Here is a 23,236-nt window from a genome sequence, read left to right on the forward strand (position 1 = left end):
GTTTTCGGAACTTCGAAAACTTCAAAAAACGGATTTTTATTGCTCTGAATATCAAAAAAGAAAGGACTAAATCTGTCCTTTCTCGAGCTTAGCTTTTCTTCAACCCACTACAGTTGACAAAGAGCCTCTTTTTACAAATTATTTTCCAAGGTAGTATTCAGAAACTACATTCAATTTTTCGTCGAATTCGAATACCAATGGTGGGAAGTTAGGGATTTCCACGTCCATGATTTCGTCATCTGACAAACCTTTGATGTGTTTTACAAGGGCACGGATTGAGTTACCGTGAGCTCCTACGAATACGTTTTTACCATCTTTAAGAGCTGGAGCGATTTTATCTTCCCAGAATGGAAGGGCACGTTCCAAAGTCACTTTCAAGTTTTCAGCATCTGGAATAACTGAATCGTCAAGTGAAGCGTAACGACGGTCAGTGTGAGCTGAGTGCTCATCATCACGGTCCATGTTTGGAGGCAATACATCGTATGAACGACGCCAGATGTGAACTTGCTCATCACCAAATTGTTCAGCAGCTTCAGCTTTGTTTTTACCAGTCAAACCACCGTAGTGACGTTCGTTCAAACGCCATGATTTTTCAACTGGAACCCACAATTGGTCAGAAGCTTCAAGAGCCAAGTTAGTTGTTTTGATCGCACGTTTCAATACTGAAGTGTAAGCTTGGTCAAATTCGATACCAGCTTCTTTGATCAATTTACCAGCGTCAATCGCTTGTTGTGTACCTTTTTCAGACAAATCAACATCAGCCCAACCAGTGAAAAGGTTAGCTTTGTTCCATTCAGACTCACCGTGGCGAGCAAAAACCAATTTTACCATTAGATGGATTCTCCTTTAAATTTTCCGAGGTTTCCCCTCGTTTATCTATTCTATTTTACACAATTTTTCACAAAAAAGCTAGTTAAAATCGACAAGTTCTGACAGTCAGGAAGTAAAGTCCTCTCATCCTGATTAGGAACTTCTATAATTCATTACTTTTTATTTGCAAAAATAGAGGTTCTAAAATCATTTGTTTGGTCTAGGTAGGCTTTAAAGACTGCTCTCTTAAGTTTATGGACGGCACTGTCAGTCTCTGGATTATAAATAGTCCAACGAGGACCTGTAGCATCCTGTAAAACAGCTTGGTCCATGAGTTCTTGCAACTCTTTTACTCTTTGAATGGTTTTCGTGGCATTGCTCATCCATGATTGCGTCGGATCTTTAAAAGTAATTTTATTCAAATGATCAAACTGAGCAACGCGCTCTTGATACATAGCTTTTTTAAAGGCTGCCCAAGATGAATATTGACCACCAAATAGCTTTTCTAAAACAAGCTTATCTGTCACTAATCCTTGCTTTTTACCGTAGAGGTTGATTGTCTGACCATTTTGTTTAGCAATTTCTTCATATTGGTTGGAAATATATGGGACCATACCATCTTTAAATCCTTTAGCAGCTAAGAGTTCATAAGCTATCCTACGTCCCATAAGATCTCCAGGAGTACCTTTCTCACTGCTCAATGCTGAAAAGATTGGTGCAAAGAGTTTAATCGTAAAATAGCCATTTCTCTCATAAGTACCAGCCTGATACTCACGAGCCGAAAGAATATTATTGTCAATCAAACTCTCAAAGCTCGTCAATTTTTTAGCTTCATCTTCAGTCAAATTTTTCACAACATTAGTAGCATAGACATCATTGCCATCAGCAGGATCTGTTAGATAGTGGTTCTCGATTTTTCTGAGAGCTTCCATTTTCTGAGATACGTTCAGTTTCTTAACGATCGATTTCCCTTCAAGATATTCCAACAGATAGATGAGGTCAAACATATTATGAGCGTATTTCTGGAGATCGGATGCATCTTTGAATCGTTCCGTCGGATCTAAGACTTGTAGACGGGATCCTTCCATGCTATCTGATTTTGAATGTTTCAAGATTGAGTTAATGGTAATGGTTGCATCATTTGGATGATCTGGCGCTTGTAATAAGCCTTTAGCAAAGAATTCAGGACCAAGACCACTTCTTCTACCATAGCCACCAAGATAGATATCCTGATCTGAATCATGGGTCATCTCATGGGTATACGTAATAGCGCCATCCTTATCCAACATACGGTAAGACATATAATAGACACCATCTCCTGTTGCGTATGCACCGTGATGATTATGAACCACCTTGTTACCAACTGGTCCAAAGAAATGTTGCATTGCAGGATTTGAATTCTCAAAGTCTGCGATTGTTGCAGCCTTTCCTTCAGTATGATCATCACCAAACTTATAGGCATCATAAAGCAGGATCGTACGATAGAGTTTTTCACGTCCCTGATTATCTAAAATACGATACCAATAATCGTAGTGATCTCGCTGACGCTTGGCTGTTTCACGCGCATTATCTTCAACAAACTTATTGAGTTCATCTCCAGCTTTATAGTCACTGTTGCGGTAGCGATCGTAAGCGCCAAATCCTATACTAGACAAGGTTGAGATGACAAATACAGATCTTTCTGGCAAAGTAAGGAGAGGCAAGACCATATTGCGGTATTTCCAAGTACTACTAGTAATTCGGTCATAAACACCGATAGAGTACTTAGTTCCTGCTTGCTCTTGCTTGGTTTTGACCTCTGCAATAGTGGATTTTTCTTCGACAATGAAAGCTTTGGTCTGTTTTTTAAACCAGTCATTGTTGCTAGTGTTTGGTAAAAAGACTTTTCGGTAATTTTCTAGCGTGCTAAACAAATCTGTCGTTCCATGATGGCTGGCAAGACTGATACCATAAGTATCAACGTTGTTCTTAGCAAGCAGATTATTAAATCCTGATTTCCCTAACTCAATCAAAGTATCTAACGGAGATGCATTTCCTTTGCCAAAGAAATCAAGGTGATACAAGACCAAGTCTTTAATATTAACCTGACCATAGCTAAAGTTATACCAACGCTCTAAGTAGCTCATACCAAGAAGCAAGGCTTCCTTGTTGCGCTTGATTTTATCTACGATGTAACCTGTCATTACTTGATTATTTTCCACTAGACCAGCATCCGCTGACAAGAGTTTTCGCAGACTGTCCTCTAGATGCTCCTTCGTTTTAGCAAACTGCTCTTCTAAATAGAGCTCGGTTTGCTTCACTTTTGGTGAAATATCAAGTATGTTTCTAATAGCGTCTGAATGATAATTTACCTTCTTCAATTCTGGTAAGACTTGCTGGATAATCGTTTCTTGATTATACAAGAATTGGTTTGGCGTATAGAGAAGCCCCGTATCTCCTAGACTATATTCTGCTAACTTAGCAAAATCAGTCTGGTACTTGAGCTGGAATGTTTCAGAGGAATGATCCTGGTAATGGAGCAAGAGTTTGTTTGCAGTCTGTTTGTTGGAAACAATATCTGTGATGACTTGGTCATCCTTCATCATGACTGCTGACAAGAGTTCTTTTTGATATAAAAGACTGTTCTCATTAACTAGGTTTCCGTATTTGACGATGGTTGCCTTATTGTAGAAAGGTAGCAATTTTTCAATATTTTTATAAGCCAAGGCGCGCTGAGATTGATAATGTTTCACCTTAGAAAAATCACTTTCTTTACTACCACTTGTTGAAAGGGGCTCCACTGTTGGAGGGGTGAGAGGATTGATTTCTGCTTTTTTATTAGTCACTTCAAAAGCATCTAAAATTGTTCCTCTTTCTACAAAGGATTCCTTGCTGACGACTTCTTCCCTGACCAAGGTGACATTGTAGACTCTATTAGCTTTGTTGCTGAATGTATTAGCCACCTTCATTTCATTATAGTGGTAACCGGTAATAGCATTTCCGTTGGTTACATTGACATCACTTAGTACATTGGTTAATCTTCCTGCATGCTGTTCCTCATTCGTCTTTCGATCCCACAAATATCCAGCCACACCCGCAACTCTACCAAAGTGCTTGACATTGTTGATATCACCTTCAGCATAGCTATCCTGTATATGCGCATCTTGGTCTACTAAACCTGCTAGCCCACCAACAGTCTGATCTGAACTATTGGTGTTGGATGAAATGGCTACTGTCGCTTTTGACTTAGTCAATGAAGCTCTGCCTCCTGTCAAATGACCGACCAGACCACCAATATTGTATGCCGCAGTCGTTTCGTAAGTATTAACAATTCTTCCCTTAAAACTGCTCTCTGTGATGCTTGATTGGTCTGCCTTAGCCAACAAACCACCGATACCACGTTCCCCAGCCAGAACACCATCGACATGAACTTGCTTAATCTTTGTGTTATCCGTAGCTTCATTGGCCAGTGAACCGATATCATCTTTACCTGAAATAGAGACATTTTTTAGGCTCAACTTTTCTACTGTGGCCCCTCTCAAGCTTTCAAAAAGAGGCTTTTTCAAGTTGTAAATAGCATACCGCTTACCATCTTTTTCACCAATCAACTGACCAGTAAAGGTGCCCTTGATGTAAGATCTGTCATCAGGTCCCAACTCCACTTCGTTGGCATTCAAGCTAGCCGCTAAATGATAGGTTCCAGAGAGATTCTTGTTGATAGCTTTAACCAGGTTGCTAAAGGAAGTGAAGGTTGTTGTTTCTTCTGTGGCCTTTTTTGCGAGATAGAAGGTGAAATTATCGACATATTTATTTTCTAGCTCTTGCTGGAGTTTCTCAGCTTTGGCTATGATTTTATAAACTGATTGTCCATTTTTTATTTCTGCAGTTATTGAAGCGACAGGTAGATAGACATCTTTGAATGACGACGATTTGATCTTAACAAAGTAAGTGTCTGGATTACTTGGAACACTGTCTAAAGAAACATGTTGTTTGTAAGTACCATTGGTCTGACTATATAACTCCAGATCAGAAACATTTCTTAATTCGAGTGTTTTTTCTGGATCTTTTTCTTTTGGTTTTTCAGCCGGATTTTCTGGTTTTTCTTGCTCAATATTGCCAGTATATTCTGGAAGAGGGGCAATTTGTTCGGGTTCAACTATTGCTCCGGATTGGGTACCTGTATAAGATGGTTGCGATGGTACCTGTTCTGGTTCGACTATTGCTCCAGATTGGATGCCAGTATATTCTGGTTTTTTATTTGTCTCAGGGGCTACAACAGCTCCTGATTGCTCACCTTTATATTCTGGTAAGGAAGCATGGGTCTCTGGTTCGACGATGGTACCAGCTTGAGTTCCCTTGTACTCTGGTTGTGGAGTTACTTGCTCTGGTTCAATAACCGCTCCGGATTGGGTGCCTGCATAAGATGGTTTCGATGGTATCTGTTCTGGTTCGACGATGGCTCCAGATTGGGTGCCTGTATATTCTGGTTTGTCGGCCGTCTCAGGAGCTACAACAGCTCCTGATTGCTCACCTTTATATTCTGGTTTGTCGGCTGTCTCTGGGGTTACAATCGCTCCCGCTTGAGTTCCTGTATACTCTGGTGTTGGTAGCACCTGTTCAGGATCTACGATTGCTCCAGACTGCTCGCCTGTATAGGCTGGTTTGTCAGTCGTTTCTGGTTCCACCAAAGCCCCTGACTGGACACCCCCAACCTCTGGATCAACTTTTTCCGGTTCGACGATAGCACCAGCTTGGGTTCCCTGATACTCAGGTGATGGAGCGACTTGCTCGGGTTCAACGACTGCTCCTGCTTGGGTGCCTGTATAGGCTAGTTTTTCAGCTGTCTCTGGGGCTACAACAGCTCCTGATTGCTCATCTTTATATTCTGGTAAGGAAGCATGGGTCTCTGGTTCAACAATCGCACCTGATTGAGTTCCCTTGTACTCTGGTTGTGGAGCTACTTGTTCTGGTTCAACAATCGCTCCGGATTGGGTGCCTGTATAAGATGGTTTCGATGGTATCTGTTCTGGTTCGACGATGGCACCAGCTTGAGTTCCCTTGTACTCTGGTTGTGGAGTTACTTGCTCTGGTTCAACAATCGCTCCGGACTGGGCACCTCCAACCTCTGGTTCCTGCTTTTCAGGTTCAACAATGGCACCAGATTGAATTCCCTTGTACTCTGGTTGTGGAATTACTTGCTCAGGTTCGACAATAGCACCTGATTGAGTTCCTCTATATTCTGATTTTTCAGCTGTCTCTGGAGCTACAATAGCTCCCGATTGCTCACCTCTATATTCTGGCAAGGAAGCCTGAGACTCTGGCTCTCCTTTTCTTGCAGAGAATGGTGTTTCACTCGGAGCGACTGCCTTCTTTGTTCCCTTTTCTACTACACGTGGCAAGGCTTCTTCTACTTTAGTTGAGAGAACTTCTCGGGAAATTTCTTGGTTATCAACAGTGAAAATACGAACAAGTTCAATCTTCTTCCCAGCACGACCTTCTTGTTTGACATGGATGGTTCCCTCTGCTAGTTCTGGATTTTCTTGAACCACTTCAGCAAAGTCTAGTTTGGTTACAATCTCTTGGTCTTTGTATAGGAGCTCTGGTTTGTTCACTCGACCAGTCAAGAGTTCATCCTGAGGAGCCACACTAGCAATACCAGACGGTTTTGGATTGGATGAATCTTGAGAAGGGATTGGCTTCTCAGCAGGGCTTGTTGGAGACTGAGCTTTCTGCTCATTTCCTGACTTTTGTCCATCATTATTGGTCTGGACATGAGGGTGAACCGTATCCTCTAGTTTCTGATCCCTAGTAGCAGTTTCTTGCTGATTAAGCTCTTTGTCTTGCTTAATATAGCCTAGGTAGGTATAACCCGATAAGGCGCGTGGCAAAGGCAAACTATCTCCTTGGGATAATTGGTATTCTTGATTATATTGGAGTAAGAGTTGATTTTCAATAGCCTGAACCGAAGAAACCAAACCGCTCCCCATGCCTGTTATCAAAACAACCTTCAACAGTGCTTTCTTCTTGCCTTTCTTTCTCGAAACAGCAAAAATAAGGAATCCAATCGAAGCGAGGGCTCCACCCGAAAGGACGGTAACCAGATTACTGTGCTCACCGGTATTAGGCAACTGACCTAGTTGGGCTTTCTCATCCATACGGTAGACTAGATAATAAGTACTCTCACTATCTTTAACCACTTTAGGAATATCCTTTACAATCAAGTCCTTCTCTTGCTTACTTAACTCTGTATCTGTCACATATTTGTAGTGAATAGATACATTTTCTTGAGCAAATACAGTCCCACTACTAGCAATGGAGACAAAAAATAAGCTCGAAATTGAAGCAGACACAAGACCAATCGCCAACTTTCGTAAGGAAAAACGATGCTGCTTCTCTCCAAAAAATTTTTTCATTCTATATCCTCTCTATTATTTTATCCATTTCAAAATAGAAGAAGCATTTTGCTTCCTCACTATGATAAACTTACAAGAAACAAAAATACTTCTATATATATTTTGATATATTTAATCTACAACCATCATTATACTATAAATTCTCTAACTTGTCCCAAAATAGTACCAGCATTCTTCAATTCATTTGAACCATTTTTCTTCTCATTTATGAATATACAAAAACCACAAGGAAATCCTTGTGGTTACACAACTTATTTCTCTTCAAATCCTTCTGCGACTGCTTCCGCAAAATTTTCTTCTACGATGCTTGCACAGTGGTCACAGATGACTGCGTGGTAGCTACGTTCTGCTGTTGTTGGGTCGATACGACGGCAACGGTCACATACATCACCTGCAGCGCGTTCAACAGTGAAGGCTACATCTTCGAAGCTAACGGCAGCTTCTGGAGCTGATCCTTCTGCGATGGTCAAGTCTGACACGATCAAAAGTTGAGCCACATTGCTGTTTACTGCTTCGAGTAGAGTTTTCACCACTTCATTTGGGTAAACTGTCAAGTGGGCTTCAAGTGATTTACCGATAACTTTGGCATTACGAGCCTCTTCCAAGGCTTTTTGAGCTTGTCCACGGAAGTCCATAAAGGCAGCCCATGTATCCAAGATTTCTTCTTGATTAGCAAAAGTTTCAGCTTCTGGCAATTCTGACAATTGAACGAAGTCTTCTGCTTCAAACTCAAGGTATGACCAGATTTCTTCCGCAGTGTGAGGAAGGATTGGTGTCAAGAGTTTGGTGATTTTCACAAGAATGTCATAGAAGACAGTTTGCATTTGACGGCGTTCCAATGATTTGGCACCTTCAATGTAAACAACATCTTTGGCAAAATCAAGGTAGAAGGCTGACAAGTCAACGTTGATAAAGTTCACCAAGGCCTTATAGATTGTCAAGAATTCAAAGTTTGCGTAAGCATCACGAATGGTCTTGACAAGCTGGTTAAAGCGAATCGTCATGTACTTATCAACTGAACGAAGCTCATCGTAAGCTACTGCATCTTGAGCTGGGTTAAAGTCAGATGTATTAGCAATCAAGAAACGAAGGGTGTTACGGATTTTACGGTAAGTTTCAGAGACTTGGCTCAAGATATCCATAGAGATACGTACGTCATTGCTTGAGTCAACACTTGTTACCCAGAGACGCAAGATTTCAGCACCAAATTGTTTTTCAACATCACTTGGAGCAATGGTATTTCCAAGAGATTTAGACATCTTCTCACCTTTACCATCAAGGGCAAAGCCTTGTGACAAGATTTGTTTGTAAGGTGCTACGCCATGGTTGGCAACAGATGTAATAAGTGATGAGTTAAACCAACCACGGTATTGGTCAGAACCTTCAAGATAAAGGTCTGCTGGGTAAGTCAACTCAGGACGGTTTACTACAACCCCATTCCATGATGAACCTGAGTCAAACCAAACGTCCATGATATCTGTTTCTTTCTTGAACTCGCCATTTGGTGAACCTGGATGAGTAAATCCTTCTGGCAAGAGGTCCTTAGCATCACGTTCCCACCAGATAATAGAACCGTGTTCTTCAAAAAGTTGAGCCACGTGTTCAATAGTCTCAGCTGTCATGATCGCTGTACCGTCTTCAGCGTAGAAGATTGGAAGTGGAACACCCCAAGCACGTTGACGAGAGATAACCCAGTCGCCACGGTCACGAATCATATTGTAAAGACGGACTTTACCCCATTCTGAGTGGAATTTCACTTTTTCAATTTCGTCCAAGATTTCTTGGCGGAATTTAGAAACTGAGGCAAACCATTGTGGTACTGCACGCCAGATGATTGGTTTCTTCGTACGCCAGTCAAATGGGTATGAGTGAGAGATTTCTTCTTGGGCAAGAAGGAGGTTACCAAGTTTTTCAATAACAGTTGGAACTACCTTTTCATAGAATTGACCTTCAAACTCAGGACCAGCATTCTTCATCATGATACCACGTTCGTCAACAGTCACTGCGACTTCAAGACCATTAGCAATACCAACATTGTAGTCGTCCTCACCGAAACCTGGGGCTGTATGGACAATACCTGTACCAGAGTCAGTCGTAACGTGGTCACCAAGGATAACCAATTCATCTACAGCTGTATCCCATGGATGTTCTGTTACGATATGGTTCAATTCTTGACCACGGTAAGTTGCTAAAACTTGAACATCAGCCCAGCCAAATTTCTCAGACAAGCTAGTCAACAATTCTGCAGCAACCACAAACTTACGAGCTTCACCAGCAGGTTGAACCAAAACGTAATCAATATCTGCACCGACAGTCAAACCACGAGAAGCTGTGATAGTAAATGGAGTAGTTGTCCAGACAACGATGTAAGTATTTGTATCTAGAACATCTTTACCATCTTTTACCTTATTGGCATAGTAAAGGGAAGTTGAAACCAAATCATGGTATTCAATCTCTGCTTCAGCAAGGGCAGACTCAGATGACCAAGACCAGTAAACTGGTTTGGCACCACGGTAGATATAACCTTTATTAGCCATCTCACCAAATACACGGATTTGGGCTGCTTCATAGTCAGGAGTCAACGTCACATATGGATTTTCCCAATCACCAGAAACACCCAAACGCTTAAAGTCTTCACGTTGTTTATCTACTTGAGAAAGAGCGTATTCACGGCAAAGTTTCAAGTACTCAACCAAGTCCATTTCTTTACGTTTGACACCTTGTTTTGCCAAAACTTGCTCGATTGGCAGACCATGAGTGTCCCAACCAGGGATAAATGGTGCGTAAAAACCTGACATGGATTTTGAACGAACAATGATATCTTTTGAAATCTTGTTCATAGCATGTCCAACGTGGATATTTCCGTTCGCGTATGGAGGGCCATCATGCAAGGTGAAATGAGGTTTTCCTTGGTTCAATTCTTGACGACGTTGGTAAAGTTTTGCATCTTCCCATTCCTTTTGCCAAACTGGCTCTTTGGTAGGAAGTCCTGCACGCATTGGGAAAGCTGTTTTCCCAAGGTTAAGGGTATCTTTGAGTTTCATGGTATCTCCTTTATAAATAATAACAAATTAAAAACCACGACTGCCAAAAAGGACGAAAATCGTGGTACCACCTTTATTCGGAAAAAGATCTAGTCTTTCTCCCTCTTTTCCCGTAACGTGGGGAACGTCAAATCTTACTAGCTTCAGACTTGAGTTTTTGAGAGGATAATCTTATCAATAGGGATTACAGGACTCACACCATCTCCTGCTCGCTGGAAATATAAGGATAAGATATTGTTCTCACATATCACTATTCATTATAAGATAAGGACAGATTCTTTATTTGTATCTTCCTCATTCGATGAAGGACCTTCGACTTCAACTGGCTCTAAATGTTCTTCCACATAATGATGTTGTTGAGCTTCAAATTCAGCTAATTCTCTATTACCAGCCTCAATTCGAGCTTGTAACTCAGCCATTTCTTCAGGTGTAAATTGACGAGTCATATCGATTGGTTCTTCTTCTGGCTGTGAATATACTGACTCACCAAGAACTTCACCAACAACTTCTTTAAATGCTTCATCACTTGTCTGAAGATAAGTTGCTGTTGGGCGAAGAATATCTTCCCAATCTGATGATTCAACAATTGCTAACTGGCTCTCAATTGTAGATTTGAGACGTTGGTGGAAGACACGGCTCTTGTTCTTCAATTCTTCAGTCTCAACAGCAACTTTTTTAGCATTATCAGTAGCTTGACGCAAAATCTCATTAGCCTTATATTTTGCTTCTTCAAGCAAACGCTGTGAATCTTGTTCTGCCTGTTGGATAATATTATTTGAACGATCTTTAGCAGCTTGTTTTACACGCTCTGCCGTATCTTGAGCAATCAATACTGATTGACTCAAAGAATCTTTCATCTCATCAAAGTAAGACAAACGTTCTTCCAAACTCTTGATATGCAACTCTTTATCATGATTGCTTCGAACTAAATCTTCATAATCACGAACAACAATTTCAAGAAATTCTTCAACTTCTTCTGGATCAAAACCTCTAAATCTTGTACCAAAGGTTTTATCTTTAATTTCTAATGATGTAATTGGCATATTATTCCTCACTTACTTAATAATAATTGAATGCTTAATTTTATCTTATCCTTCTTAGTCTGACCATTGTCTCTAACAACTTTCAGACGTCCAAACTTTCTCACACTAATCAAATCTCCAACTGAAATCTGGTAGTCACTTTTTTCAACCAGATGATAGTTTACTTGGACAGATTTTTTATCTATCAGTTGACAAGCTTGATTTCTAGATAATTTCAAGGCACTTGATAAGAGGGCATCCAATCGAAAACTCGAAACTAAAATTTCTTGTTCTCTATAGTCAATTTTAGATATAATCCTATCGGTAAAAGGACGTTCCTCCAGCGATACAGGAAGTTTGCCAATCTTTTTTATCCCGTCTATAAAGAGGGGAATGAAATGACGATTAACAAAAATCTGTGCTCTCTTTTCATCTACCAAGATATCACCAAATAATTTACGGTCAATTCCTAACTGATTGATGATTGTTCCTAATATTTTACCATGACTTAGTTTCTCAAACTTACTCGGATAATCAATTTCCAATAAGGCTATCTCAAAATCTGCTAGTTCTGGTTTAAAGTAGTCTGGATACAGAATAAGACGAATGGACTCTGTTTGAAGTATGTCACCACTACTTTGACACCCTAACCCATGAGTTCTAGCTAAAACCTTTAGTATCTGTTCCTGATGAGGATTGATAAATGGGGTGAGAATAGGAGCATAAGTGTCCTCCACCCTCTTAATCCATTCCAATCCTTTATCAATAAACGGAATATCAGCATGCGAAAAATGTTGATAGATTTCCTGATCTACTTTCATAGAAACAACAAGATCCGAATTAGAAAACTTCCAATAAATTGGATTAGAATAATGGCTACCCAGACAGTAAAATCGAGACCACCAAATTGTAAATTCAGTTTACGAAGAGGTTCTATAACTGGACGAACAAGGCTGATGATGAGACGACCTAACGAACTATCATAGGCGTTTGGAAACCATGAAAGAAGAGCAAATGCTATTAGAATGAATGAGTAAATTCTCACTCCATTTTGGATTAAGTGGATTAAAAAAATCATTATCTTGCTCTATTTCGTTTAATATCAAAACCAAACTCAGCACTTTGTGAATCATCAGAAAGTTTGATGTCTTCAATATTCACAACGACATTGACAGGAGTCAATAGATACATTGTGCTAGCAACTTTCTTCATATTACCTGCTAAAACATGACGAGCACCATCTAAGTAATCTAGACAACGTCGAGCTTGAACTTCTGTCATGTATTGGAAATCAATCAAAATACTTTCATTTCCAGCTAGTAAATCAACAATTTCAGTTGCATCCTCATATTTTCTAGGATAGCGAACATCAATTGTCACCTTCTCTTCTGTACGTTGACTCTGCATAGCTAACTCCTGCTGACGTGCATGTAAACGAGTAATATTAGTGTCTTTCACTGGTGTTGACTGAGTAGGGGTTGGTATTTCTTTTGAAGCTGAAATTGATGGGCTAGCCATCTCTTTTTGTTGAGGTTGATAACTAGTCGTTTCTTCTCCATCTTCTGTAAAATAATCTATAAATCTATCAAATCTATCTTTTAAAGACATAGCTCTCTCCTATTTAAAAAATGCTGTACCAATTCGAACAAAAGTAGAGCCAAACTGAATCGCTTCTTTAAAATCACGACTCATTCCCATACTCATCTCTGTCATCGGCATATTAGAGATTTGTTTTTCTCTAATTTCTGCTTGCAAAGTCTGTGTTTCCTTGAAAATCCGTTTCAACTCATCACTATCTGCATCAAAAGGAGCCATGGTCATTAAACCAACATACTCAATCTGATCTAACTCAGCCAAAGTAGGCAAAAGTTCTAGTAATTCATCTTTTGAAAATCCGTGCTTACTCTCTTCTCCAGATATATTAACTTGCAAGAAACACTTAACAACATGATCTGTTCTTTTTTGAATTTCCTGAGCTAATTTTAAAGAATCTAAAGCATGAAAGTAATCCACAAAAGGGATTACTTCTTTCACTTTCCGTCTCTGCAGTGTCCCTATTAAATGCCAAGTGACTGGGAAATCTTTTAAAGCATGATATTTTTCTAAAAATTTATCAACTCTATTTTCACCGATATGTTGGACGCCAAGCGGAAGCAATGCCGCCGCTGTTTGGACATCTACATATTTTGTCACTGCAATAACTGAAACAGAATCTAGATTACGGTCGGCTTCTTGACTCACATCAGCAATTTGCTGAAAAATCAATTCAGTATTTTTTTCTAAATTCATTGATTAACGATTTTTGAAGAATGGAGGAGTTTCTAACTCATCCTCATCTTGTGAAACTGGAACTTCAAAACGTTCAACTGGTGAAACGATTGAGTCAGTCTGACGGACAATTGACTCCCTACGTAAATCCCAGTTACCAAATGCAGAAGTTTGGTTTGTTTCAAAACGACGAGAACTAGTTTTTGGCAACTCAGCTGTCTCTTCCATGTCAAAATGACGTTCAACATGTTGAACATGTGAAGATTCACGATGTACAGGTTTATTAGAAGTTTTCACTCCAACTACTTTTTCAACATTTTCTTGACGAACACCAGTCGCTACAACTGTAACACGGATTTCATCTTTCATATTTTCATCGATTGATGTTCCGAGCCAGATGTTCACTCCTTGACCAGCCGCTTGATTAACAATTTCTGATGCTTCTTCAGCCTCAATCAAGGTTAAATCAAGACCACCAGTAACGTTGACGATGACATCCTCAGCACCGTCAATAGTTGTTTCAAGAAGTGGTGAGTAGATTGCCTTACGAGCTGCTTCTACCACACGTTCTTCACCACTACCGATACCGATACCCATTAGGGCGTTCCCTTTATTTGCCATAACTGTTTTCACATCGGCAAAGTCAAGATTAATCAAACCAGGATTTGTAATCAAGTCAGTAATCCCTTGAACACCTTGGCGAAGTACGTTATCTGCTTCGCTAAGAGCTTCAAGAAGCGGAGTTTTCTTATCAACAATTTCAAGCAAGTTGTTGTTTGAAATAATCAATAGAGTATCTACATGCTCACGAAGTTGATTGATTCCTTCTACAGCATACTGACCGCGTTTGCTTCCTTCAAAACCGAAAGGACGTGTCACAACACCAACTGTAAGCGCACCTAAATCTTTAGCAATGCGGGCAATAACAGGAGCTGCACCAGTACCAGAGCCACCTCCCATACCTGCAGTAATGAAGACCATATCTGCTCCAGTAATAGCTTGAGTCAAGGCTTCTTCGCTTTCTTCAGCTGCCTTCTGACCAACTTCAGGTCGACCGCCAGCACCCAAACCACGAGTCAATTTAGGGCCTAACTGAATTACAGTCTCAGCTTTTGTACTACTTAAAGCTTGTACATCTGTGTTTGCTGCGATAAATTCTACGCCTGCAACACCTTCGTCAACCATGCGGTTAATGGCGTTACCACCACCTCCACCAACACCGATTACTTTAATAACTGCACCTTGAGCAGCCGCTGTATCAAATGAAAATGTCATAGTTTATTTTTCCTCTTTTATTCATCAAACATACTTCCAATTAAACCACGGAAGCGATCTGCAATTTTTGGTTTATTTTGAGAAGATACTTTATCTTCTTTCGGAGCAACTACGTTCGTAGAAGCTGATTGCTCTACCTCAGTATTTTGAACTGGCTGAATAGGGGTCGGTTGTGCTACCTGCGTAACACGTTGAATCATCCCACCAAAATTAATAGGTTGGTGACGCAAAGTATCTTCACCCTTGACTGCTCGTTGCGCTAACAAATTCACTTCAGTCAATTGACCAGCAAATTCAGACAAGCTAATCACATGAGCAAAGGCAGGGTTACGAATTCCAACTTGATTTGGAACGTAAAGTTTGACACCAACGCCAAATACCTCCTGCGCAAGTTCTACAATACCTGGTAAAATAGCATTTCCACCAATCAGAACAATCCCACCAGGAAGATCCAACAAATGTCTTCTTTCCAACTCTTGTTTAATCTGTTCAAAAATGTGTTTAATGCGAGCTGAAATAATCTCTGCTAGGTAGCTTTCTGTAACTTCTACAGGCTCTACTTCACCAATCACTTCAACTTGGAAGGTTTCATTGCTAGCAAGTGATGGGTAGGCTTCACCATAGTTCAATTTCAATCCTTCAGCTAGTTTTTGTGAAGTCTTCAAGACTTTAGAGATATCTTTTGTGACATAATCTCCACCTTCTTGAAGAATATTTGTAAACTGGAGTTCTTGGTTACGGATTGTAGCAACAGTTGTTTGACCCGCTCCCATATCAATCACAGTAGCTCCAAATTCACGCTCTCCTTCGTTCAAGACTGAACGAACCAAAGCCAATGGTGAAATAATAATATTTTCAACTTGAACACCTGAGCGCTCAACAGTCTTGCGTAAATTGTGAAGAATAGTACGTGGACCTGTGTAAAGTAAGCCACGCATTTCAAGACGAACACCCATCATGCCACGCGGGTCACGAATCCCTTGGAAACCATCTACGATAAATTCTTCTGGAATAAAAGTAATGACTTCACGATCTGGTGTCATACTCTTTGTCAAAGCTGATTTGACAACATTTTCAACATCTTGATCTGTAATTTCTTTTGTATCAGATGTAACTGGAATCATACCTTGAGTTGGTTCTACTTGCAAAAGATTTCCAGGCAAACCAACATTCACTGATTTGATTGAAATGCCAGCTTTCTCTTCTGCTTGGGAAATAGCTGACTTGATAGCAGTTGCTGCTGCTTCAATATCAACGATAATCCCATCCTTTACACCTTTACTCTTGGCATTGCTTACACCAATTACATTAAGTTCACCATTTCTAAGCTCAGCAACCAATACCTTAATCGAATTAGTTCCGATATCTAAGCCTGTAAAAAAACCATCTCTAGCCATTACATCGCATCCTCTCTCTTCCAAGTTTCAAACTTCTATTCAATATAGCTAAAATAGGGCATAGCTATTCACAGAATATTATAACACAAAAAATCCAATCGTGCTTAGTTTTTCCTAAATTTACTTACCATTTTTTCACATTCGCTCATCAAATTTTTTTATTTTCCAAACAAGTTATAAAAAATCAGATTCATGAAAAAAAGAAAGCTTAAAATCAAGCTTTCTTTGCAATCATTTTTTCTGCTTCTTGTTCTAAAAATAGTTCCAAGATTTTCTTTGTCAACGTAATCGCTGCTGATAAGGCCATGGAAACGATTAAATAATTGGCTACTAAGCCATGGTCTCCAACCAATGGTGGTTTAGTCAAGAATCCATAATCTCCACCTGTCACCAAATTGACCACAAAAATTAAGGCATTTAGTGCAAAGGTCATGAGAAAAATTCCCTTCACATCCAGCAATCGCGCGTTATACTGTCTCAATAAATAAACTAGAGAGTTCCCCAAGAGAGCTAAGTGCCCAAAGATAAAGGATAAAATCGCAATATGTGGGAAAGGATAGGCATCTGGCACTGGATAAACAAAGGCTGCTAGTGTCCCAAATGTCCCCAACAATGCAAAATACTGCCTATATTTAGACTGACCAGGAAGCAAAAGCACCACAAACATAGCCATACGGCAATGGTAAAAAGGTAAACTTTCTGATAGCGGCATATGATTGATCCAGTACCAACCATAAAGGAGGATCAACTGAACTGCCTGTAAACTCTGGAAAAATCGTTGGTAAGCCTTCTTTTCACGATATCGATAGGCTGTAAAAAATGTTAAGGCTAAAAGTGTAAATATACTGACATACCAAAAAAGGTCAAATTTGGGTGGTTCTGTTGCTTGGGTCGTAAAGAAAATATCCCATAAATTCATCTAGTCTTCCTCATGATTCAAAATTTTCCTGCATTTTATTATACCATGCTATTTGTCAAAAATGGATTTAGAAATACGATAATCATCTTCTTAATCAAGATATTGCTCCCTCTGACCTTGATAAACCTGCCAAAGAATCTCTATTTGCTCCTTGGTAATGCGTTTTTCAGATAAGGCTGGCAGTTGGTCAATGGCAAAAAATTGAAGGTCAGCAATTTCTTGATTTTTTTGGAATTGTCCATCAAGAAGCTTACATTCAAAAACAAACTTTGCATATTGCTTGCTCTGTAGTTGGAAACGATTTGTATCAAAAACAGCTAGTAGTCTTTCTACTTTAGCTTCAAAACCGGTTTCTTCTTCAATTTCCTTGAGAATATTTTCTGTTGGAGAATAGCCGACTTCACCAAAGCCACCTGGCAAAGCCCAATCATTCTCTCCTTGTCCCCTAACCAGACAAATTTTTTCATCCTCAACTATCCAAGCACGGACGTCCATTAAAGGAGTCGCATAAGCGGAGGTCGGTTTCAAGAGTTCTGCCACTTCGTCTGCATCAAGGTCTGATACCTGATTCAACATTTCAGATAACAGACTTCGCAAGTCTTCGTAGCGCTCACGGTCAAAAGGATCCTTTGTAAAGGTTAGTCCAGTATCTGTAAGAGCAATCATTCTTTGAAGATACTTAGCAAAATCACTTGTCTTCATTTTCTAAACTTTCTACCAACTTAGCTAGATTCATAGAGTTAGAGCCTTTGAGCAAGATTTGGTCATTAGCTCCAAGGCTTTCTTTGACCTGCTTAACTAGGTCTTCAAATTGGTCTTGGTCTTCTGTTTTCTTGAAGTAGTAAACGTGGCCGATTGGGAACATTTGACTGGCCAATTGGGCTAATTCAGCAATGTCTTCTCCATAGAAAATAAGGGTATCAAGCACATCTGGCGAAAGGCTCAAGATCATCTGATTATGAAGCTGAATTGACTGGTCGCCCAGTTCCTTCATATCCGCCAAGACAGCAATTTTCTTGCCATCTTCATTGGCTGGAATGGCTGAGAAAGTCTCTAAAATCAACTTCATAGCAGTTGGATTGGCATTGTATACGTCAGACAGAATATCTGCTCCATTGGCTGCTTTCTTCCACTCGGTACGGTTACGCGTCAATTCAAGATTTTGGAAGGCTTGACGAATTTTCTCCTCTGAAACTCCTTCTTGCAGGGCAACATAGGATGCAATCATAGCATTGGTGGCATTGTACTTACCAGTCACTGGCAAATCAAGGGCTTGTTCCAAGAAATTAGCCTTAAAGGTCAGACTATCCTTACGCTCAACCAAGTCGGTAATTTCCAACTCTGCTCCTTGGCCAAAACGAACCACCTTTTTATCAGTTGGCAAGTAGTCCTCTACAATCGGATCTGCTGGCGCTAGGAGCAAAGAACCTGAAGCCATACCGTCTGCAATTTGCATTTTTCCTTTAGCAATTTCAGAACGGTCTTTGAAAAAGGCCAAATGGGCTTCTCCAACCAAGGTCACGATGGCTGTTTTTGGATGAGCCAATTCTGACAAGAGATGAATATCTCCCAAGTGATCCTGTCCCATCTCCAAGACCAACTTTTCTGTTCCTTCAGGCATATGGAGAACTGTGTAAGGAAGACCAATCTCATTATTGTAGTTGCCTTGTGTCTTATAGGTTTTGTAGGTTGTTGATAGCAAGTGAGCTAACATATCCTTGGTCGTTGTTTTGCCATTTGAACCTGTGACAGCAAAGACATCAACTGCTGTTTTTTCAAGATAGTAGGCAGCTAGTCTTTGAAAGGCAGTCAAGACATCATCTACTAGAATGTAGGGATGATTTGCGATTTCTTTCTCAGACAGGGTTGCAGCAGCGCCATTTTCAAAAGCTGTTTCGATAAAGTCATGACCATCACGCGCACCTTTTAGGGGCACAAACAAGTCCCCTGTAGTAATCAAACGACTATCAAACTCTGCCTTTTCTAACTGGGTGTCCTCAAAAATGCTGATATCATTTTTAGCTCCTACAACTTGAGCCACTTCATGAATTGTTAATTTCATTTCTACTCCTTTAAAAAGGGTTGAAATCCGAGAACTAAAATCACCTTGCAGTGATGGTTCTGGTTTCTACCCTCTCTTTCATTTTTATAGCAAATGCGCTTCGCGCTTGTCAAAACTTTCTTTAGCAAGATCAACCAATCGCTCGATTAAGTCTGGATAGCTGATTCCCATATTGTCCCAAAGTAGTGGGTACATAGACCACTGGGTGAAACCTGGCATGGTATTAAGCTCGTTTAGGAAAACCTCTCCCTTATCTGTATAGAAGAAATCGCAACGAGAGAGACCGAGGCCACCAATCGCACGGAAGGCAGTTTCTGCATTTTGACGCATTACAGCTACCACATCATCACTGATTTTGGCTGGAATATCCATGGTAATCTTGTTGTCAATATACTTGGCATCGTAGTCATAAAAGGCAACATCCTTGACTACTTCTCCTGGTAGCGTACTCTTGACATCGTAGTTGCCCAAGAGACCAACCTCGATTTCACGGGCATTCACTCCTTGCTCTACCAAGACACGGCTGTCATATTGGAAGGCAAGTTTCAAGGCTTGACGAAGTTCTTCTTGATTTTCAGACTTAGAAATACCGACACTAGAACCCATGTTTGACGGTTTAGTGAATACTGGATAAGTCAATTTTTCTTCCACTTCGACAATTTTAGTAGTCACATCATCCCCTTCAACGATGGCCACATAGGGAACTTGGGCAATACCAGCAGATTCTAACACACGCTTGGTGGTGATTTTGTCCATGGCAAGGCTAGATGACAAGATGTTGCAACCAACGTAAGGCAGTTTCAAAACTTCCAAGAATCCTTGAACAGAGCCATCTTCTCCCATCGGACCGTGAAGGACTGGAAAGACCACTGCTCCTTCTTCGTAGATGGCACTTGGTGCAACTTTCTTATCCCATTCAATGGTTTCATTGGTCATGAGACGGTCCTCTTGACCAGGAGTCTGGCTAAATTCCTGCGTTTTGATAAAGTCACCAGACTGGCTAATAAAGAAAGTCTTGACTGTGAAACGATCATAGTTGACCGCACGCATGACACTTTCAGCTGAAAGAACAGAGACTTCACGCTCTGCACTCCGTCCACCGTATAAAAGAATAATCGTTTGTTTCATATTGCTTGTCCTAATTCTAATAGAATACTCGTTCTTTAGTATATCATATTTGCTTCTTTTTTGAAACTTGAACCTGATACTGGTCTTCAATATATTTAAAAAGAGAACGATAAAAATATCGGTCTCCTTGATTTTTTATATAAATGAATTAAGTTTGTTAATTTGTCTAGACTTACAGCTCTGTCCGATTTTCAATGGCTCGTAAGAGTGTAACTTCATCCGCATACTCAATGTCCGCTCCTACAGCAAGGCCTCGTGCCAGGCGCGTAACCTTGATCCCAGCTGGCTTAAGCAAACGTGAAAGATACATGGAAGTAGCTTCCCCATCTGCTGTGGCATTGGTTGCTACGATTACCTCTGAAACTTCACTATCCATCAGACGAGTCATAAGGCTCTTGAGATTGATATCGTCTGGACTGATACCATTCATGGGAGAAATGAGTCCATGCAAGACATGATAGAGTCCATGGTATTCTTGGATATTCTCCATAGCCGCCACATCTCGACTATCCTCGAGAACTAAAATCGTTGTCTGGTCACGAGTCGGATCGGTACAGATAGAGCAAGGATCGTCATCAGTCAAACGACCACAAATAGAACAATAGGTCAGCTCTCTCTTAGCAGAAAGGAGATTTTTAGCAAATTCATTGACATCGTCATCAGACATTCCAATAGTATAAAAGGCCAGACGGGTAGCCGTCTTAATCCCGATACCTGGTAACTTTGAATAGCTATCAATCAGCTTGGCAATAGGTGTTGGATACAGCATATGTTCCTTTCTAATTCATTGGATGATGTTGGTTATAGAGGTTGATAATATCGCGCGCAATGGAAGGTCCAACACCGTTTGTAAGGTTGGTGTTATGAGGAAAAACGACTGCGACCGCGATTTGAGGATTTTCGGTTGGTGCATAAGCAACTGCGTTAGTATTATTGGCTTTTTGACCGCCATTAACATAACTTTCGGCGGTACCTGTTTTTCCGCTGATTGATACGGCTGCGCCATTTGAAAAGGCACGACCAGTTGTCAAAGCACTACCACCATGTGAAACTTGATAAAATCCTTGTTGCAGAATAGACATATCTGACTCTGAGATATTAATCTTATTCATTTCTTTGCTAGTCGTCTCTTGAAGCAAATTGCCTAAGCCACCTTGCTCATTATTTTCATAAACCCCCTCCACAATGTGAGGAGCTAGACGAACTCCATTATTTGCAATGGTAGCGACATACTGAGCTAATTGCATCGGTGTGTAATTATCAAACTGGCCAAAAGCATTATTAATATAATTAGCCAAATCAAATTCTTTTGGTGTAAATCCTGTCGATTCATCTGGAAGATCAATTCCAGTCGAAGCTCCAAGTCCATATTCTCCAAAGGTCGAACGTAATTTACCCATAGCAGCCTCTAATTGCCCTGTTGCAACCGTCATATTTGGTTGATAGGTCTGGCCCATGATTCCAAGAGCGGTTTGAACCATGTAAGTATTAGATGAATACTCCAAGGCTTCCACAGCTGTAATAGGAAAAGACCCATATGCCAATGTATACCAAGAATTAATTGGAGCTGAACCTTGGAAAACAATAGGCTGATCTGTTAAGGTTTGGTTTCCTGATAAAACACCATTTTCCCAACCTGAGCTGATGGTAGCGGCCTTAACTACTGACCCTGGTACAAACACGTTGGTAACTGTCCCTAAGGAATCTGAACTCAATTTACCTGACTCAGTATCATGCTTGATCCCAGACATGGCAAGGACGGCTCCTGTTTTAGGATTAAGTGCTACTGCATACACTCCTTCAGAATATCTAGCTCCTCCGTTACCCAGCTCCGAATTAAAATAACTCTTAAGTAGATCATCAACCCCATTTTGGAAAGCTAGGTCAATCGTTAGTTTGATGTTGTTCCCTTTGCTTCCTTCCTCTACATTTTCAACACTTTCCATGTTGCCATGTTTATCAAGATGTACTTCTTTAACAGAACGTTTTCCCTGCAGTACTTCTTCGTACTGCTTTTCAAGATACGAAGTCCCCACTCGGTCATTCAGAGAGTAGCCTTTTTTCAAATAAGCATCCACTTCCTCTGCTGGAAGACCTGATTTTTCACTTGATACACTACCTACAATTGAAGACAAAGAAGTGTCTAGGACTTTTCTATCCCATGAAGTAGAAATGCTAATTCCTGGTAAATCCTTGGAAGCTGAAGCGACAAGAGCAACCTGTGTATCATCTAAAGAATCCGTTGCGATTGTTCCTGTAGCAAAATTTTCAACAGTATTTAGCTGACTAAATAAATAAATTTCTTTTTTCTGATCATCCGTATAGTTGAGCTGACTCACATCAACACTTTCCACCGCATTGTTGTAGAGAGTCGCTTCCGAAAGAAGATTTCCATCCGAATCCAAACGCTTATCACGTGGCAAAGCATCGACTATTTTTTTATAAATTTCTTGGTCAGCCAAGTAATAATCAGCAATCTGACGGTCTGTAAGATTAGGAGAGCTGACATTCACATAAGTAAGAAGTTTTTTTGCAGTCTCTTTGAGTTCAACTGCCGTCATCTTGTTAGTCCTTGTAAAAGACACAACTTGCTTGATGGTATTTTCAACAAGAGGTTTCCCCGTTGCATCGTAGATTTGTCCTCGAGCCGAACTAGTTGTCACTCTCGTTTGACTTGCTGATGCTAATTTCGTTTCGTAAAAGTCTTTATTTAATACCTGCATATAAAGTAGACGACCAATAATCGTCATGAAAAGCAAGATAACTATTCCAAATAGTAGGTTAAGTCGAATCGGAATCGAATGACTGTTAAATTTCCTCATACAGCTATGTCTCATTTCTAGAAAAATTTCCACCTTCTATCCCATTTTCACAAAAAATTACAAAATTTGAAAGAAGATTATTACTCTTCATTGTATC

Annotated in this window: 16 protein-coding genes and 1 other annotated feature; all 16 genes read right to left on the bottom strand. The window is 40.2% G+C overall.

The genetic code is table 11. The features are described from left to right. Positions 1-138 precede the first annotated feature (138 nt). The 16 genes from FBF73_RS06365 to pbp2b all read right to left on the bottom strand — a co-directional run bounded on the left by FBF73_RS06365 (position 139) and on the right by pbp2b (position 23,139). Positions 139-831, bottom strand: a complete 693-nt coding sequence (locus FBF73_RS06365; protein ID WP_000240129.1) for a phosphoglycerate mutase — start codon at positions 829-831, stop codon at positions 139-141. A gap of 152 nt (positions 832-983) precedes the next feature. Continuing rightward, entirely contained in the window at positions 984-7,202 is a 6,219-nt protein-coding gene (locus FBF73_RS06370) for a ZmpA/ZmpB/ZmpC family metallo-endopeptidase (protein ID WP_136937290.1), read from the bottom strand. 251 nt (positions 7,203-7,453) lie between these two features. Beyond that, the gene (ileS, locus tag FBF73_RS06375; protein WP_136937291.1) at positions 7,454-10,246 is read right to left on the bottom strand and encodes an isoleucine--tRNA ligase; all 2,793 of its coding nucleotides are present in this window, start codon (positions 10,244-10,246) and stop codon (positions 7,454-7,456) included. Positions 10,247-10,291: 45 nt separating this feature from the next. Next, positions 10,292-10,503, bottom strand: a binding site (T-box leader). Further along, complete coding sequence (locus FBF73_RS06380) at positions 10,504-11,289, bottom strand: DivIVA domain-containing protein (protein ID WP_124787194.1); 786 nt, start codon at positions 11,287-11,289, stop codon at positions 10,504-10,506. Positions 11,290-11,297: 8 nt separating this feature from the next. Beyond that, positions 11,298-12,089 (bottom strand): RNA-binding protein, encoded by a 792-nt coding sequence (locus FBF73_RS06385; protein ID WP_124787195.1) that lies wholly within the window; start codon positions 12,087-12,089, stop codon positions 11,298-11,300. After that, the gene (locus tag FBF73_RS06390) at positions 12,086-12,346 is read right to left on the bottom strand and encodes a YggT family protein (RefSeq protein WP_124787196.1); all 261 of its coding nucleotides are present in this window, start codon (positions 12,344-12,346) and stop codon (positions 12,086-12,088) included. The genes FBF73_RS06385 and FBF73_RS06390 overlap by 4 nt, the downstream gene beginning before the upstream one ends. Then, entirely contained in the window at positions 12,346-12,876 is a 531-nt protein-coding gene (locus FBF73_RS06395; protein WP_124787197.1) for a cell division protein SepF, read from the bottom strand. Before FBF73_RS06395 ends, FBF73_RS06390 begins: the two co-directional genes overlap by 1 nt. Before the next feature lie 9 nt (positions 12,877-12,885). Continuing rightward, positions 12,886-13,557 carry a YggS family pyridoxal phosphate-dependent enzyme gene (locus FBF73_RS06400; protein WP_124787198.1) on the bottom strand — a complete coding sequence of 224 codons (672 nt, stop codon included), beginning with the start codon at positions 13,555-13,557 and terminating at the stop codon, positions 12,886-12,888. Between the two features lie 3 nt (positions 13,558-13,560). Next, positions 13,561-14,811: a cell division protein FtsZ gene (ftsZ, locus tag FBF73_RS06405; RefSeq protein WP_124787199.1), complete on the bottom strand. Its 1,251-nt coding sequence runs from the start codon at positions 14,809-14,811 to the stop codon at positions 13,561-13,563. A gap of 17 nt (positions 14,812-14,828) precedes the next feature. Then, on the bottom strand, positions 14,829-16,208 hold the full coding sequence (gene ftsA / locus FBF73_RS06410) for a cell division protein FtsA (protein ID WP_045611159.1): 1,380 nt from the start codon (positions 16,206-16,208) through the stop codon (positions 14,829-14,831). 214 nt (positions 16,209-16,422) lie between these two features. After that, the gene (locus tag FBF73_RS06415) at positions 16,423-17,127 is read right to left on the bottom strand and encodes a TIGR02206 family membrane protein (RefSeq protein ID WP_136937292.1); all 705 of its coding nucleotides are present in this window, start codon (positions 17,125-17,127) and stop codon (positions 16,423-16,425) included. A gap of 90 nt (positions 17,128-17,217) precedes the next feature. Next, on the bottom strand, positions 17,218-17,829 hold the full coding sequence (locus tag FBF73_RS06420) for an NUDIX hydrolase N-terminal domain-containing protein (protein ID WP_136937293.1): 612 nt from the start codon (positions 17,827-17,829) through the stop codon (positions 17,218-17,220). Continuing rightward, complete coding sequence (locus FBF73_RS06425; protein WP_136937294.1) at positions 17,816-19,189, bottom strand: UDP-N-acetylmuramoyl-tripeptide--D-alanyl-D-alanine ligase; 1,374 nt, start codon at positions 19,187-19,189, stop codon at positions 17,816-17,818. The genes FBF73_RS06420 and FBF73_RS06425 overlap by 14 nt, the downstream gene beginning before the upstream one ends. Positions 19,190-19,273: 84 nt before the next feature. Next, the gene (locus tag FBF73_RS06430) at positions 19,274-20,317 is read right to left on the bottom strand and encodes a D-alanine--D-alanine ligase (RefSeq protein ID WP_136937295.1); all 1,044 of its coding nucleotides are present in this window, start codon (positions 20,315-20,317) and stop codon (positions 19,274-19,276) included. 172 nt (positions 20,318-20,489) lie between these two features. Beyond that, positions 20,490-21,086 carry a recombination mediator RecR gene (gene recR / locus FBF73_RS06435; protein WP_000966754.1) on the bottom strand — a complete coding sequence of 199 codons (597 nt, stop codon included), beginning with the start codon at positions 21,084-21,086 and terminating at the stop codon, positions 20,490-20,492. A 10-nt stretch (positions 21,087-21,096) separates the two neighbouring features. Further along, positions 21,097-23,139: a penicillin-binding protein PBP2B gene (gene pbp2b, locus FBF73_RS06440; RefSeq protein ID WP_169435187.1), complete on the bottom strand. Its 2,043-nt coding sequence runs from the start codon at positions 23,137-23,139 to the stop codon at positions 21,097-21,099. Positions 23,140-23,236: the final 97 nt, after the last annotated feature.

The sequence above is a fragment of the Streptococcus mitis genome (assembly GCF_005144795.1).
In the GTDB taxonomy this organism is placed as follows: domain Bacteria; phylum Bacillota; class Bacilli; order Lactobacillales; family Streptococcaceae; genus Streptococcus; species Streptococcus mitis_BB.